We start from the raw sequence: 15,839 nt of genomic DNA, 5'->3' as shown, positions 1-15,839 counted from the left end.
CGCCGAAATGTTTGCGTAAACATGCATTCGCAGGAAATCCGCCCCCGCGCTCCACCCGAGACGCACACCGGCACAGCCTTCGATGTTTGCGCAAACATCGTCACCACGAGCCGTCCGCGACGACGCGGCGGGAAGTGAGGAGCACCGTGGCACCACCTCAACCCGCCACGCTCGTGCCCGACATCGGGACGGCGCCGGCGGGGTCGACCTCACCGGGCTCGACGCGGTCCAGGCCGCCGCGACGGCGTCGCTCGTGGGTCGGCTGGCGGTTCGTCGGCCCGTTCCTGGTGGTGTTCGCGCTGGTGTTCCTCGCGCCGATCGCGTACTCGATCTACCTGAGCCTGTTCCGCAACCGCCTGGTCGGCGGCAACTCGTTCGTCGGGCTGGACAACTACGGGCAGGTGCTGGCGGACCCGCAGTTCTGGGCCGCGGTCGGCCGGGTGTCGCTGTTCCTCGTCGTCCAGGTCCCGCTCATGCTCTCCCTGGCGCTGCTGGTCGCGCTGGCCGTCGACAGTGGACGGCTCTACGGGCGCAACTTCTTCCGGCTCGCGGTGTTCCTGCCGTACGCGGTGCCCGCGGTGGTCGCCACCCTGATGTGGGGCTTCATGTACGGCACGCGGTTCGGCCTGGTCGGCAACATCAACGAGGCGTTCGGCATCGCCCTGCCGGACCCGTTGTCGCCGGAGTGGGTCCTCGCGTCCATCGGCAACATCGTGACGTGGGAGTTCGTCGGCTACAACATGCTGATCCTCTACGCGGCGCTGCAGGTCGTGCCCCGGTCGCTGTACGAGTCGGCCGAGATCGACGGCGCGAGCCAGCTGCGGGTGGTCCTGTCGATCAAGCTGCCCGCGTTGCGGGGCGCCCTGGTGATCGCCACGATCTTCTCGATCATCGGCAGCTTCCAGCTGTTCAACGAGCCGGCCATCCTCCAGAAGCTCGTGCCGAACTCGATCACCACCGACTTCACGCCCAACCTGTACGCCTACTCGCTGTCGTTCTCCGGTCAGCAGTACAACAACTCGGCGACCGTGGCGATCGTCATGGGTGTGATCACGATGGTCGTGGCCTACCTCGTGCAGCTGCGCGGCATGCGGAAGGACGGCTCACGATGACCGCACCCACCCGTACCCGGCCTGCCGGCCACCGGGTCGCGCCGCTGCGCCGGGCCCGGCCGCACACCGCGGGCAGGCCGCGGCGCAGCGTGCCGCTCACCGCCCTGACCGGGCTCGTCGCCCTGTACTCCGTGGTACCGCTGGCGTGGCTGTTCATCAACGCCACCAAGACCCAGTCGGACCTGCTGTCGTCGTTCGGCCTGTGGTTCGGCGACGACTTCGCGTTGTGGGACAACATCACCCGCACGCTCTCGTACGACGACGGCATCTTCGTCCGCTGGCTGTCCAACACCGTCCTGTACGTCGTCGTGGGCGCGGGTGGCGCCACGCTGCTGGCCGCGATCGGCGGTTACGGGCTGGCCAAGTTCGACTTCCCCGGCAAGCGTGCGGTGTTCGCGGTGGTCATCGGCGCGGTGGCGGTGCCGGGGACGGCGCTGGCCGTGCCCACGTTCCTCATGTTCAGCCAGATGGGGCTGACCAACACGCCGTGGGCCGTGATCCTGCCCAGCCTGATCTCCCCGTTCGGCCTCTACCTGATGTGGACGTTCGCCGCCGACGCGATCCCGGACGAGCTGCTGGAAGCGGCGCGCCTGGACGGCGCGGGCGAGTTCCGCATCTTCTTCCGGGTCTGCCTGCCGCTGCTCGCGCCCGGCCTGGTCACCGTGCTGCTGTTCACGTCCGTCGCGACGTGGAACAACTACTTCCTGCCGTTGATCATGCTGAAGAACCCGGACTGGTACCCGCTGACCGTGGGCCTGAACGCGTGGAGCGCCCAGGCCATCACGGCGGGCGGCGACGTCGTGTTCGACCTCGTGATCACCGGCTCGCTGCTGACCATCGTCCCGCTCATCGCGGCCTTCCTGCTGCTCCAGAGGTACTGGCAGTCGGGCCTGGCCGCGGGCGGGGTGAAGGGATGACCCGTCCCGCCACACCGCTCACCCGTCCCGCCACCGGAAAAGGTCCCACCGTGATCAGACAACGCCGTCGTTCCGTGTTCACCGCCCTCGCGGGCGCCCTCGCGCTCGTCCTGGCCGCCTGCGGTTCGGGCGGCGACGACACCGGGTCCTCCGACCGGGTCTCGCCGCAGGACGTGCAGGCCGCGCTGGACGCCGGCGGCACGATCAAGGTGTGGGCCTGGGAACCGACGCTCAAGGAGGTCGTCACCGGCTTCCAGCAGAAGTACCCCAAGGTGAAGGTCGAGCTGGTCAACGCGGGCACCGGCGACAAGCAGTACACCGCGCTGCAGAACGCGATCGCGGCGGGCTCGGGCGTGCCCGACGTCGCCCAGGTCGAGTACTACGCGCTGCCCCAGTTCGCGCTGGCCAAGTCGATGGTCGACCTGAAGTCGTTCGACGCGGGCTCCTTCGAGGGCAAGTTCACCCCCGGCCCGTGGGGGTCGGTGCAGGCGGGCGGGGGCATCTACGGCCTGCCGATGGACTCCGGCCCGATGGCCTTGTTCTACAACAAGGAAGTCTTCGACAAGCACGGCATCCAGGTCCCGACCACGTGGGACGAGTACCTGGCCGCGGCCCGCAAGCTGCACGCGGCGGACCCGAAGGCCTACATCACCAGCGACACCGGTGACGCCGGCTTCACCACCAGCATGATCTGGCAGGCCGGCGGCAAGCCCTACGAGGTCGACGGCACCAACGTCACGGTCGACTTCACCGACGACGGCACCAAGCGGTTCACCTCCCTGTGGCAGCAGCTGGTCAGCGAGAAGCTGGTCGCGCCGGTGAACGGGTGGAGCGACCAGTGGTACCAGGGCCTCGGTGACGGCACCATCGCCACGCTGGTCATCGGCGCGTGGATGCCCGCCAACCTCCAGTCCGGCGTCGCGGCGGGCGCGGGCAAGTGGCGCGTCGCCCCGATGCCGCAGTGGCAGGCGGGTGGCAAGGCCGTCTCGGAGAACGGCGGCAGCGGGCTGTCGATCCCGGCCGCCGGTGCGAACAAGGCCCTGGCCTACGCGTTCGTCAAGTACGCCACCACCGAGGAGGGCGTCAAGACCCGCGTCGACGGCGGCGCGTTCCCGGCGACCACGGCCGAGCTCACCTCACCCGGCTTCCTCGACGCCGAGTTCCCCTACTTCGGCGGCCAGAAGGCCAACGAAGTGCTCTCCCAGGCCGCGCAGAACGTCGTCACCGGCTGGTCGTACCTGCCCTTCCAGGTCTACGCCAACAGCGTCTTCAACGACACCGTCGGCAAGGCCTACGTGTCGGGCACGACGCTGGACGACGGGCTGAAGGCCTGGCAGGAGTCGACGGTCAAGTACGGCAAGGAACAGGGCTTCACCGTCGGGTCCTGAACCGACCCGGTCCCGACCCGGCGCGGTCTTGAACCGGCGCGGTCTTGAACCGGCGCGGTCCTGAACCGGCGCAGGCCCGACCCGACGCAGCCCGACCCGGCCGGCGCAGTCCCCACCCGGCCGGGTCGTGGCGCGCCGGTCCCCACCACTACGACGAAAAGGACGCACATGGGCGTGCTGGGCATCGCCGATGACGGATTCACCCTCGACGGCGCCCCGTTCCGGCTGATCTCCGGCGCGTTGCACTACTTCCGCGTGCACCCGCGGCTGTGGGCGGACCGGATGCGCAAGGCGAAGTGGATGGGCCTGAACACCATCGACACCTACATCCCGTGGAACCTGCACGAGCCGCAGCGGGGCGTGGTCGGTGCCGAGGCGGGGCTCGACCTGCCCGCGTTCATCGACCTGGCGCAGGAGCACGACCTGCACGTGCTCCTGCGCCCGGGGCCGTACATCTGCGCGGAGTGGGACGGTGGCGGCCTGCCGCCGTGGCTGCTCACCGAGCCCGACATCCGCTACCGCAGCACCGATCCCCGGTTCCTGGACGCGGTCGAGTCCTACTTCGCGGCGCTCTGGCCGATGCTGGTGGACAAGCTCGCCACGCGGGGCGGTCCGGTGCTGGCGGTGCAGGTGGAGAACGAGTACGGCGCGTTCGGCGACGACACCGACTACCTGCGCCGGCTGGCGGAGCTGTTGCGGCGCAACGGTGTCGACGTGCCGCTGTTCACCTGCGACCAGCCCGCCGACCTGGCCCGCGGCGCGCTGCCCGGTGTGCTGCGCACGGTCACGTTCGGCAGCCGGGTCGCGGAGTCGCTGGCCGCGTTGCGCGCGCAGCAGCCCACCGGGCCGCTGATGTGCTCGGAGTTCTGGAACGGCTGGTTCGACGACTGGGGCGGGCACCACGTCACCCGGTCCGCGGCGGACGCCGCCGCCACGCTGGACGAGATGCTCACCGCCGGGGCGTCGGTCAACCTCTACATGTTCCACGGCGGCACCAACTTCGGCTTCACCAGCGGCGCCAACGACAAGGGCGTCTACCGGCCGATCACCACCTCCTACGACTACGACAGCCCGCTGAGCGAGGCGGGCGACCCGACGCCCAAGTACTTCGCGTTCCGGGACGTGATCGCCAAGCACGCGCCGGTGCCGTCGGGGCCGCCACCGCAGGCCGGCCCGAAGCTGGCCGTGCCGGAGGTGGCGCTGACCGACAGCGCGCGGCTGCTGGACAGCGCCGGAGCGCTCGGTGCGGCCAAGCAGGACGCGCTGCCGTCGAGCATGGAGCAGCTGGGCCAGGCGTCCGGTTTCGTGCTGTACGAGACCTCGATCGGGCGGGCGGGCCCCGCCCTGCTGGACGTCACCGCGTTCGGCGACCGGGTGCAGGTGTTCGTGGCCGGCCAACCGGTGGGCGTGCTGGAGCGGGAGCGGCACGAGCACGTGCTGGCGCTGACCGTGCCGCACGCCGGTGCGACGCTCGCGCTGCTCGTGGAGAACCAGGGCCGCGTCGACTACGGCCAGGCCATCCACGACCGCAAGGGCGTCACCGGCCCCGTGCTGCTGGACGGGGCCGTGGTCGAGGACTGGACCAGTCGGGCCCTGCCGCTGGACGACCTCACCGGCCTGCGGTTCGCCCCGACCACCGCGCCGCCGGTCGGCCCGACGTTCCACCGGGGCGTGGCGCACGTCGACACCCCGGCCGACACGTTCCTGTCGCTGGCCGGCTGGACCAAGGGCAACGCGTGGGTCAACGGCTTCCACCTCGGCCGCTACTGGTCGCGCGGCCCGCAGCAGACGCTCTACGTGCCCGCTCCCGTGCTGCGGCCGGGCGCGAACGAGATCACCGTGCTCGAACTGCACGCCACGCGCCGTGCCGCGGTCGCCCTGGTGGCGCAACCCGATCTCGGTCCGACCGATCGCTGAACCCCTGACCGATCGCCGAACCCCTGCCGAGACCGATCGCTGAACCCCTGCCAAGGAGGAGATCGACCATGAGCACTTCCCCTGCCGGCCGACGCGCGTTGTCGCGCTGGGTCGCCGTGATCGCCTGTGCCGCGGGCGTGGCCGGTCTGCTGACCGCCGTCGCGCCCGCCGCCGGTGCGACCACCAAGCAGTTCAAGGGCGTCAACTGGGCGGACCCGCGCGACAACTACGCCGCCGACGAGGTCGTGCCGTCCGGCCTGTCCAAGACCGACGGCTACGCCACGACCTACGCCAAGGCGAGCGCGGTGATCGGCGAGTTCGCGGCCGAGCTCGGCGCGAACACGGTCCGGCTGCCGATCAACCCGGCCACGGTGAACGGCGCGTTCTGGCACTCCTACACCGGCGCGATTGACGCGGCCACGGCCAAGGGGTTCAAGGTGATCCTGGCCTACTGGGAGTCGCCGGTGCCGGCCAAGGACGGCCGGATCGACGACGCCGACGCGTTCCACCGGATGTGGAGCCGCGTCACCTCGCGGTACGCCCGCCACGGTTCGGTGTACTTCGAGCCGATGAACGAGCCGTTCGGCTACAGCAGCCAGGAGTGGCGCGACGTGGCCGCCGACTGGCTGGCGACCTTCCCCCGGGTGCGGCGCGACCGGGTGTTCATCGGCGGGGTGAAGTACAGCGAGGACGTCAAGCCGGTGTGCGCGGACCGCCGCCTCGACGGCACGTACCTGGCGCTGCACCAGTACGGGTTCTGGCACCAGGACTGGACCCGGCCCGAGCAGTGGGCCGCGGACCTGAGGGACCGCATCGGCACCTGCGCGTCCCGGACCGTCCTGGACGAGTTCGGCGCGTCCATGACCACCGGCCTGGACTACAACGGCCCGGTCGACGGGTCCAACGAGATCGCGTACATCCAGGCGGTGACCGACACCCTGCGCGAGCTGGGCATGGGCTCGGTCTACTGGCCGGGGTTGCGCACCGGTGACACCTACTCGCTCACCACCCTCCACGGCACCGGCGCGGACCTGTCCCTGACCGTGACCAACCGCAGCGGCCTGGACCGCCTGCGGTGGGGCTGGGGTCGGGGCCGCTGATCGCCCGACGGCCCCGCGCGGGCGGGTTCCCGGTCGTGGTGGACCGGGAACCCGCCCGTCACGACGTCAGAGCGCCCGCTCCAGGTGCTCGGACATCAGCCGGACGAAGCGGGCCGGGTCGGGCAGGTCGCCGCCCTCGGCCAGCAGCGCCATGCCGTGCAGCAGCTCGGCGGACCCGGCCAGGGAGCCGTGGTCCTCGCGATCGGCGAAGGCCTTGTGCAGGCCGGCGACCAGCGCGTGGTCGGGGTTGAGTTCGAGGATCCGCTTGACCGGCGGCAACTCCTGGCCCATCGCCCGGTACATCTTCTCCAGGGTCGGGGTCAGGTCGTGGGCGTCGCCGACCACGCAGGCGGGCGAGGAGGTGAGGCGGGAGGACAGGCGCACCTCCTTGACCTGGTCGGCCAGGGTGGTCGTCATCCACTCCAGGAAGTCGGCGAACTCCTTGCGCCGCTCCTGCGCCTGCGCCTTCTCCTCGTCGGTCTCCAGGTCGACCTGGCCCTTGGCGACCGACTGGAACGTCCTGCCCTCGAAGCCGGGCACGGCGTCGACCCACATCTCGTCGATCGGGTCGGTGAGGATCAGCACCTCGAAGCCCTTGGCCCGCAGCGCTTCCAGGTGCGGCGAGTTCTCCACGGTGGCCCGCGAGTCGCCGGTCATGTAGTAGATGTGCTGCTGGTCTTCCTTCATCCGCTCGACGTACCGGGCGAGCGTGGTCGGCTCCTCGGCGTCGGCCGTGGAGGCGAACGAGGCGATGCCGAGGATGGCGTCGCGGTTCTCGGGGTCGCTGAGCAGGCCTTCCTTGACCGCGCCGCCGAACTCGCGCCAGAACGTCGCGTACGACTCGGGCTTGCCGGCCATCATGCCCTTGACGGTCGAGAGCACCTTCTTCACCAGCCGCCGCCGCACCAGCTGGATCTGGCGGTCGTGCTGGAGCAGCTCGCGGGACACGTTGAGCGACAGGTCCTGGGCGTCCACCACGCCCTTGACGAACCGGAGGTACTCCGGCATCAGCTCTTCGCAGTCGTCCATGATGAAGACGCGCTTGACGTAGAGCTGCACGCCGCGCTTGCGCTCGCGCATGAACAGGTCCAGCGGCGCCTGGGACGGGATGAACAGCAGCGCCTGGTACTCGAACACGCCCTCGCCGTGCATCCGGATGGTTTCGAGCGGCTTGTTCCAGTCGTGGCTGACGTGCCGGTAGAACTCGGCGTACTCGTCCTCGGTGACGTCGGAGGCGGACCGCGCCCACAGGGCCTTGCGCGAGTTGATCGTGGTCGGCTCGGCGCCGTCCTCCGTCGCCATCCTGATCGGCCAGGTGATGAAGTCGGCGTAGCGCTTGACGATCTCGGTGATCTTGGCGGTCGACGTGAAGTCCGCGAGGTGGTCCTCGGGGTCGGCCGGCTTGAGGTGGAGGGTGACCGCCGTGCCCTGCGGCGCGTCGGCGACGTCCTCGATCGTGTAGGTGCCCTCGCCGGTGGACTCCCACCGGACGCCCTCGGCGCGCGGGTGCCTGGTCACGAGGGTGACCTTGTCGGCGACCATGAACGAGGAGTAGAAGCCGATGCCGAACTGCCCGATCAGGTCCTGCGAGGCGGCGTCCTGCGACTCCTTCAGCTTCTGCAGGAACTCGGCGGTGCCGGACTTCGCGATGGTGCCGATGAGCCCGATCACGTCGTCGCGGGTCATGCCGATGCCGTTGTCGCGGACCGTGAGCGTGCGCGCCTCCCGGTCGACCTCCAGGGCGATGTGGAGGTCCGACGTGTCCGCGACCAGGTCCTTGTCGCGGAACGTCTCCAGCCTGAGCTTGTCCAACGCGTCCGAGGCGTTGGACACGAGCTCGCGCAGGAACGTGTCCTTGTTCGAGTAGACCGAGTGGATCATCAGCCGCAGGAGCTGACGCGCCTCCGACTGGAACTCGAGCGTTTCCACGTTCGTCCTTTCTCTCCGACCTCCGTACGACCCCTCATCGTATCCAGTCGTCGGACCCGGCGCGGTCCACCTCCGGCCGGCGGGGTCAGGCGACCTCGGCGCCGTACACGTGGTCGATCGCGATCGTCAGGAGCACCCGCCGGTCGGACACCATGACCGCCCGGTAGTCGTCCCAGTCGGGGTGCTCGCCCGCGGCGGCGCGGTAGTACTCCACCAGCGCGTCTACCTCCGGTCCGTGCGGGTCGGTGCCCGGCCCGGTCATGGTCACCGTGCCCTCGACCGTGGCCCACGCCGTGCCGCCCTCCCCGGTGACCTCCAGCGCGACCCGCGGGTCGCGGCGCAGGTTGGCGACCTTGGCGGTCCGGGCGGTCGTCGACACCCGGACGACGCCGGCGTCCGGGTCGTAGGACGGCAGGACGGGGGAGAGCTGCGGGCGGCCGTCGGCCTTGATCGTCGCCAGCACGGCGAGCTCGCTGCGCGCGAGCAGCGCGAGCGGGTCGAACCCTGTGTCGGTCATGCCGGCAGGAAACCACGATCACCGACCGGGTATTCCTCCCCACCGTCACACTTTCGGGCCGACTAGGATCGACCGGGAACGAGCCGGCCACAGTCGATCACCACGAGGTGCGCGTGCAGGAACCCCGGACGATCGCGGACCTGCCGTTCGCCTCCTACCTCGAAGCGCACGACGGGGCCGAGCTGGAGCCCGGCGGTGACTACAACGTCGTGCACATCGCCGACCGCGAGTTCACCGAGCCGGCGGCGGGCAACGCGCGGTTCAGCGAATCGGCCCTCTCCACGATCAGGTTCACCGACGGGGCGATGCGCCGGTCGCGGTTCAACGACGTGTGGCTGCACGGCGTCCAGGTCATCGGCACCGACCTGGCCGAGACCGGGTGGCTCGACGCGGAGGTCGTGAACAGCGCGTTCGCCGGGGTGGCGATGTTCGAGGCCGCGTTGAGCCGGGTGACGTTCTTCGGCTGCAAGCTGATCTCGGTCAACCTGCGTGGCGCCGCGCTGCGCGACGTCGCGTTCGTGAACTGCGTGCTGCGCGACGTCGACTTCACCGAAGCCGAGCTCACCGGTGTCACGTTCCCGGGCTCGACGTTGGAGGACATCCGGTTCGAGCAGGTCAAGCTGAAGAAGGTCGACTTCCGCGACGCCGCCGAGCTGGGCATCCGCAACGGGTGCGACTCGCTGCGGGGCGCCACGATCACCTTCACCCAGGCGCTGGACCTGGCCCCGGTGTTCGCCCACACGCTCGGCATCACCGTCAAGGACAGCTGAGTCCAGGTCGGCCGAGTCGGGACGGCCGAGTCGAGGACGGCTCAGTCGAGGACGGCCGCGTCAGGCGTCGCGCTTCCGCGCCGCCCGCATGCTGAAGTGCAGGTAGGGCGAACCGTCCGGCAGCCGGTAGAACACCACCGGCGCCCACGGCTCGTGTTCGTTGCGCCGCGCGGCGAACAGGCCTTCCTCCACCGGCACGAGGTCCACCTCGGTCACCGCGTTGATCCCGGCGAGCTCACCGGTGGTCACGCCGCGCAGGCGCAGCACGCCGTCCCGCTCGGTCACCGTCACGTCGTAGCCCTCGCGCGGGTAGGAGCCGACGTACTGGCCGACCGGGACCACGGGTGGCTCGGCGGGCGGCTCGAACAGCGGCGGCGCGACGCCGGCGTGCTCGGTCAGCAGTTCGGCGAACAGCCGCTGGTAGACCTCGGCGGGCACACCGCCGTTGGTGAGCAGCACGACCGCCACCCCGGCCTCGGGCACGGCGCGCAGGTACGCCTTCTGCCCGACCGTCGCGCCGTCGTGGCCGATGACCCGACCGCCGGGCCAGTCGTAGGCGATCCAGCCGAGACCCCACCGCATGCCGGTCGCCTCGCCGGCCGGCGGCTCCACCACCGGTCGGTGCATCGCGGCCACCTGGTCGGCGGCCAGCACCACCGTGCCGTCCGGCGTGCGGCCGCCGTCGAGGTGCAGGCGGGCGAAGCGGAGCACGTCGGCGGCGGTCGCGTTGATCGTCCCTGCCGGTCCGGCCGAACGGGGCAACCCCCACACGGGTGCGGGCACGGGCACCTCGCCCGGTTCGCCCAGGTGCCCCATGGCCGAGCGGAACCTCAGCACGTCCTCGGGCAGGGTCATCGTGCTGCGCGCGCCGAGCGGGTCGAGCAAACGTTCGCGCAGGGCGACGTCCCAGACCTGGCCGGTCAGCACCTCGATGATCCGGCCCAGCACGGTGAACCCGCTGTTGCCGTAGGACATCGTGGCGCCCGGCGGGTGGTTCTGGCCGAGCCGGGCGCACGCCGCCACGTAGGCGGCCAGGCAGTCGTCGCCGCGCCCGGTGTCGTGGAAGAAGTCGCCGTCGATGCCGCTGGTGTGGGTCAGCAGCTGTCGGCTGGTGACGGTCCTGGTCGCCACCGGGTCGGCCACGGCGAACCCGGGCAGCACGGAGGCCACCGGCGCGTCCAGGTCGAGCTTGCCCTCGGCGACGAGCTGCATGATCAGGGTGGCGGTGTAGAGCTTGGTGATCGAGCCGATCTGGAACACCGAGTCCGCCGTGACGGGGACGCCGGTGCCGCAGTGCAGCACGCCCGTCGCGCACTCGTGGATCTCGCCGTCGACCAGGACGGCCAGTGACGCGCCGGGCACCCGGTGCGCGACGCACAGCTCCCCCAGACGCCTCTGCCAGTGGTTGATGTCCATCGTCCGCTCCCCCCGGATAGCGCGGAAATCGCGAAAACACCTCGCAATCAGACCACCGTACCGATTTTCGGGTCCTACGGGAGCGGTTCGTCCTCGGACCACTCGAAGTCAGGAGTCCGGTAGTCGCCGCAGCGGGCCAAGAGGCGGTCGAAGTCCTGGTCCACCAGCAACATGTCCCGGTACGGCGGTTTGAGGAACCCCTCCTCGACCATGTGGTCGATCATCTCGACCAGGTGCGTGAAGTAGCCGTCGACGTCCAGCAGGCCGACCGGTTTGGTGTGCAGGCCCAGTTGCGCCCACGTCCACACCTCGAACAGCTCCTCCAACGTGCCCGCGCCGCCGGGCAGGGTCACGAACGCGTCGGACAGCTCCGCCATCAACGCCTTGCGCTCGTGCATCGACTCCACGACGTGCAGCCGGGTGAGCCCCACGTGGGCGACCTCCCAGTCGACCAGGTCGCGCGGTATCACGCCGATCACCGATCCGCCCGCCGCCAGCGCGCCCTCGGCGAGCGCGCCCATCGTGCCGACGCGGCCGCCGCCGTACACCACCTCGATGCCCTGCTCGGCCAGCGTGCGACCGACCTCCCGGGCCACCTCGACGTGCCGCACCCGCCCGCTGGAGGACCCGCAGAACACGCACACCCGCATCCCGCCACGGTAGTGGCCGGGGCGGTCAGCGGCCCAGGCCGGCGCCCCCGTTGACGCCGATGACCTGACCGGTGACGTGGCCCGCCTCCGGCGAGGTCAGGAACGCGACCGCGGCGGCCACGTCGGCGGGCGTGCCGGCGCGGCCGTTGGCGGGGTTGCCGACCAGCTTCTCGCGCCGCTCCGGCGACAGCGTGCCGCCGAAGAACTCGGTCTCCTCGGTGACGCCCGGCGAGACGACGTTGACCGTGATGCCGCGACCGCCCAGCGCGAACGCCAGGTCCGCGGTCCACGCCTCGACCGCCGCTTTCGCCGCGCCGTAGCTGCCCGACCCGCGCCGGGCCGCGATGGAGCCGATCGTGACCACCCTGGCGTCGTCGGCCAGCCGCGGTTGCAGCGCCGTCGTCACCAGCACGGCGCTGAGCACGTTCGACTCGAAGTTCGCCAGCCACAGCTCGCGCACGTCCGCCAGCCCCTCGGGCGCGGGACGGCGGCGGGCCGCGTTGCCGCCCGCGTTGTTCACCAGCACGTCGACCCGCTCGGGCAGCTCGTCCGCCGCGGCCGTCACCTGAGCGGGATCGGCGGCGTCGAACACGACCGCCCGCGCCCCGATCTCCGCCGCGGCGGCGGTCAGCACGTCCTCCCGCCGGCCGGTGACCACGACGTCCAGACCCCGCTTGACCAACTCGGCCGCCACCGCCTTGCCGATACCGGTCCCACCGCCGGTCACGACCGCTGTTCTCGTCATGCCTGTTTCTTATCAGCTCCGATTCGACCGGGTCGATCCGCTCCTCGGCCCAACAATTCCCGGAATTGTTCACACTCGTGAAGTGACATCACACGTCCACTGCGTAAAATTCAGCCGAAAGTGCAGTTGACCAGCCATTTCGGCCCAGGCGGTCCCATGGGCGCCGACCAGGTGCGCGACGCGGCATCGACCGCGTGGGCGGCCGTGGAAATGCGCACGAAGCGGCCGCCCGTGTCGGCACCACGCCCTGGTTGTCAGGCTCCGGTTCCTCATCGGCGGTGCTCCGTCCCACATTTCGCGGCCGACGGCGCCACCCGGATCGGCGAAGGCTATGCGCACCGCGCGGTGTTACGAGCACAAGACCACCCCCACGGGCTTCGAGGACACCACCGTGTCGATCACCGGCGCACCGGGGGCGCAGGCCGCGGCTCGCGGCGACGGCAGGGCGACGCGATCAGCGATCGCGGACTTCCCGGATTTCGACGACCGGACCGTCGAACGCATTCGACGGATTCGTCGAACGGCGCCCGGCGTCCCGTCGAACCAATTCGACCGCGGACCCGGGTTCCGCATTGTCCGGCGGCGTCGCGGAGTCGATTACCGTCGAAACTCTTGTGTCACCCATCCGTTACCGTCAACATCATGGCGAGGCAGCGCCGGAACACGCCGCCGCGCCCGGACCCGCGGTCGTGGCGCGCGGGTGCGCCGAGCGGCGACCGGCGCGGTTGGATTCCCACTGCGGCCGGTCCCACCGCTTGCGCGCCTTCGGTTCCCACCCCTCCCGCTGCCGCATGCGATTACGAGGAGCGTCATGGCCGATATGCGCGGCAAGCTGAGAAGAATCCGTTGGCGGGTTGGCCTGCTGGCGACCGGAATGGTGTCGTTGCTCGCCGGCATGGGTGTGGTCGCGGTGACCGACGCCCAGGCGGCCGCGGGTTGCCGGGTCGCGTATTCGGTGCCCAGCCAGTGGCAGGGCGGTTTCACCGGCAACGTCGCCATCACCAACCTGGGCGACCCGATCAGCGGGTGGCGCCTCACGTGGGCGTTCCCGGCCGGTCAGACCGTCAGCCAGGCGTGGAACGCCACCGTGACGTCGTCGGGCGGCCAGGTCACCGCGACCAACGTGAGCTACAACGCGGGCCTGCCCACCAACGGCACGGTGTCGTTCGGCTTCAACGGCTCGTGGACGGGCTCCAACCCGGCTCCGACGTCCTTCGCGCTCAACGGCGTCACCTGCACCGGTGACACGACGACCACGACGTCCACGTCCACGACGACGACCACCAGCACCACGACGTCCACGACCACCACCACGACGACGACGAACCCGCCGGGCGACGCCATGGCGAGGGTCGCGGACATGCAGCCGGGCTGGAACCTCGGCAACTCGCTGGACGCCACCGGCAGCGACGAGACGTCGTGGGGCAACCCGCGCATCACCGAGGCGCTGCTGGACAACGTCCGGGCGCAGGGCTTCAAGAGCATCCGCATCCCGGTCACGTGGAGCGCGCACCAGGGTGGGGCGCCGGGCTACACCATCGAGGCGGCGTACCTGGCGCGGGTGAAGGAGGTGGTGGACTGGGCGTTGGCGGACGGCTTCTACGTCATGATCAACATCCACCACGACTCGTGGCAGTGGATCAACGCCATGCCGACCGACCGGGCCAACGTGCTGGCCCGCTACAACGCGGCGTGGACGCAGATCGCCACCGCGTTCCGCGACTCGTCGGCCAAGCTGATGCTGGAGAGCGTCAACGAGCCGCAGTTCGCCAACAGCTCCGGTGACGCGCAGAACGCGCAGCTGCTGCACGAGCTCAACACCTCGTTCCACCGGATCGTGCGCGGCTCGGGCGGCAACAACGCCACCCGCCTGCTCGTCCTGCCCACCCTGCACACCTCGTCCGAGCAGGCCCGGGTGGACGAGCTGGTGGCCACGTTCAACGCGCTCAACGACCCGAACCTCATCGCCACGTTCCACTTCTACGGCTACTGGCCGTTCAGCGTGAACGTCGCGGGCGGCACGAAGTTCGACGCCGCCGTGCAGAAGGACCTGACCGACTCGTTCGACCGCGTGGCCAACGCGTTCGTGGCGCGCGGCATCCCGGTCATCCTGGGTGAGTACGGGCTGCTGGGCTTCGACCGGCACACCGGCACCATCCAGCAGGGCGAGAAGCTGAAGTTCTTCGAGTTCCTCGGCCACTACGCGCGCACCAAGAAGATCACCACGATGCTCTGGGACAACGGCCAGCACTTCGGCCGCACCTCGTTCCAGTGGAGCGACCCGGAGCTGATCGCGCAGATCAAGTCGAGCTGGACGACCCGGTCCGGCACGGCCTCGGCGGACCAGGTGTTCAGCGCCAAGGCGTCGGCGGTCACCGACAAGGTGTTGACGCTCAACCTGAACGGCACGTCGTTCGTCGGGCTGCGCCACGGCACCACCGACCTGGTGCGCGGCACGGACTACACCGTCAGCGGCGACCAGCTGACCATCAAGGCGTCCTTGATCACCCGGTTGAGCGGGTCGCGGGCGTACGGCACGAACGCGACGCTGTCGGCCCGGTTCTCGGCGGGCGTGCCGTGGCGGATCAACCTGGTCACCCACGACACGCCGGTGCTGCAGAACGCGACCGGGACGACGAGCGCGTTCGCCGTCCCGACCCAGTTCCGCGGCGACCAGCTGGCCACCATGGAGGCCAAGTACGCGGACGGCAGCAACGCCGGGCCGCACAACTGGACCTCGTTCAAGGAGTTCGACGTCACCTTCGCGCCGAACTACACCGCCAACACGACCACGCTGAAGCCCGAGTTCTTCGCCGAGGTCACCGACGGCTCGCGGGTCACGCTGACGTTCCACTACTGGAGCGGCGCCAAGCTGACCTACTACGTCACCAAGTCCGGCACGTCGGTCACCGGCACCACCGCCTGACCGCACCCGGTACGAACCGCAGGCCCGGAGCACCCCGCTCCGGGCCTGCCGTTCGCGCGGCTCGGGTGCGTAGTCGTACGCATGCGCGGCCGCCGGGCGGTCGGGGAGACTGGCCCGGTGACCGACGTGGAGCAGCGCAAGCGGCCGGGAGTGGCGTTCGCGGGCTTCCTGGTGCCGTTCACGCTGCTGTCGGTGGTGGCGCTGGCCTTCCGATCGGAGTACTTCGCCGACATCGGCTGGCGCGGCGGCGAGTACGCGTACGCGTTCATCGGTGTCGCGGTCGGCGCGGTCGTGCTGGGCCTGGTGCTCAAGCTCCTGCGGCCACCGTGGGGTTCCGTCGGCACCGGCATGGTGCTCGGCGGCACGCTCGGCGTCGTGACCGTCGTCGCGCTCCTCGTCCTCGTCCTCGCCGCCTGGTCGCGGTACGGCCCGACCTAGCCCCGCGCCCCTCC

The 15,839-nt window shown here is 70.3% G+C and carries 13 protein-coding genes; 8 read left to right on the top strand and 5 right to left on the bottom strand.

Going from position 1 to position 15,839, the window contains the following annotated elements:
* The first annotated feature begins 146 nt into the window (after positions 1-146).
* From AB0K14_RS06030 to AB0K14_RS06010, 5 genes are all read left to right on the top strand, one after another.
* A complete protein-coding gene (locus AB0K14_RS06030) occupies positions 147-1,112 on the top strand; it encodes a sugar ABC transporter permease (RefSeq protein ID WP_360447987.1) in 966 nt (321 codons plus the stop codon).
* Positions 1,109-2,029, top strand: coding sequence for a carbohydrate ABC transporter permease (locus AB0K14_RS06025; protein WP_360447984.1), 921 nt, complete (start codon positions 1,109-1,111; stop codon positions 2,027-2,029). Before AB0K14_RS06030 ends, AB0K14_RS06025 begins: the two co-directional genes overlap by 4 nt.
* A 50-nt stretch (positions 2,030-2,079) precedes the next feature.
* Positions 2,080-3,417: a sugar ABC transporter substrate-binding protein gene (locus AB0K14_RS06020; protein WP_360447982.1), complete on the top strand. Its 1,338-nt coding sequence runs from the start codon at positions 2,080-2,082 to the stop codon at positions 3,415-3,417.
* A gap of 168 nt (positions 3,418-3,585) precedes the next feature.
* A complete protein-coding gene (locus AB0K14_RS06015) occupies positions 3,586-5,334 on the top strand; it encodes a beta-galactosidase family protein (RefSeq protein WP_360447980.1) in 1,749 nt (582 codons plus the stop codon).
* Positions 5,335-5,402: 68 nt separating this feature from the next.
* Positions 5,403-6,434, top strand: coding sequence for a cellulase family glycosylhydrolase (locus tag AB0K14_RS06010; RefSeq protein ID WP_360447978.1), 1,032 nt, complete (start codon positions 5,403-5,405; stop codon positions 6,432-6,434).
* Positions 6,435-6,500: 66 nt separating this feature from the next.
* On the opposite strand, the gene htpG is transcribed toward AB0K14_RS06010, so the two are convergent.
* Entirely contained in the window at positions 6,501-8,363 is a 1,863-nt protein-coding gene (gene htpG, locus AB0K14_RS06005; protein WP_360447976.1) for a molecular chaperone HtpG, read from the bottom strand.
* 85 nt (positions 8,364-8,448) lie between these two features.
* Positions 8,449-8,880, bottom strand: a complete 432-nt coding sequence (locus AB0K14_RS06000; protein WP_360447973.1) for a PPOX class F420-dependent oxidoreductase — start codon at positions 8,878-8,880, stop codon at positions 8,449-8,451.
* A 113-nt stretch (positions 8,881-8,993) separates the two neighbouring features.
* Between AB0K14_RS06000 and AB0K14_RS05995 the strand changes: the two genes are divergently transcribed.
* The gene (locus AB0K14_RS05995; RefSeq protein ID WP_360447971.1) at positions 8,994-9,650 is read left to right on the top strand and encodes a pentapeptide repeat-containing protein; all 657 of its coding nucleotides are present in this window, start codon (positions 8,994-8,996) and stop codon (positions 9,648-9,650) included.
* A 60-nt stretch (positions 9,651-9,710) separates the two neighbouring features.
* On the opposite strand, the gene AB0K14_RS05990 is transcribed toward AB0K14_RS05995, so the two are convergent.
* The 3 genes from AB0K14_RS05990 to AB0K14_RS05980 all read right to left on the bottom strand — a co-directional run bounded on the left by AB0K14_RS05990 (position 9,711) and on the right by AB0K14_RS05980 (position 12,461).
* Positions 9,711-11,066 (bottom strand): serine hydrolase domain-containing protein, encoded by a 1,356-nt coding sequence (locus AB0K14_RS05990; RefSeq protein ID WP_360447969.1) that lies wholly within the window; start codon positions 11,064-11,066, stop codon positions 9,711-9,713.
* A 74-nt stretch (positions 11,067-11,140) separates the two neighbouring features.
* Complete coding sequence (locus AB0K14_RS05985) at positions 11,141-11,716, bottom strand: TIGR00730 family Rossman fold protein (protein WP_360447966.1); 576 nt, start codon at positions 11,714-11,716, stop codon at positions 11,141-11,143.
* Between the two features lie 25 nt (positions 11,717-11,741).
* Entirely contained in the window at positions 11,742-12,461 is a 720-nt protein-coding gene (locus tag AB0K14_RS05980; protein WP_360447963.1) for an SDR family oxidoreductase, read from the bottom strand.
* A gap of 874 nt (positions 12,462-13,335) precedes the next feature.
* On the opposite strand from AB0K14_RS05980, the gene AB0K14_RS05975 reads away from it, so the two are divergent.
* Both AB0K14_RS05975 and AB0K14_RS05970 read left to right on the top strand, forming a co-directional pair.
* Positions 13,336-15,387 (top strand): cellulase family glycosylhydrolase, encoded by a 2,052-nt coding sequence (locus tag AB0K14_RS05975; protein ID WP_360447960.1) that lies wholly within the window; start codon positions 13,336-13,338, stop codon positions 15,385-15,387.
* A gap of 117 nt (positions 15,388-15,504) precedes the next feature.
* Entirely contained in the window at positions 15,505-15,825 is a 321-nt protein-coding gene (locus AB0K14_RS05970; RefSeq protein WP_360447957.1) for a hypothetical protein, read from the top strand.
* Positions 15,826-15,839 lie beyond the last annotated feature (14 nt).

Source organism: Actinosynnema sp. NPDC050801 (assembly GCF_040673975.1).
In the GTDB taxonomy this organism is placed as follows: domain Bacteria; phylum Actinomycetota; class Actinomycetes; order Mycobacteriales; family Pseudonocardiaceae; genus Actinosynnema.
Note: the sequence above shows the minus strand (reverse complement) of the source record. Positions and strands in the feature narration are given on the sequence as shown.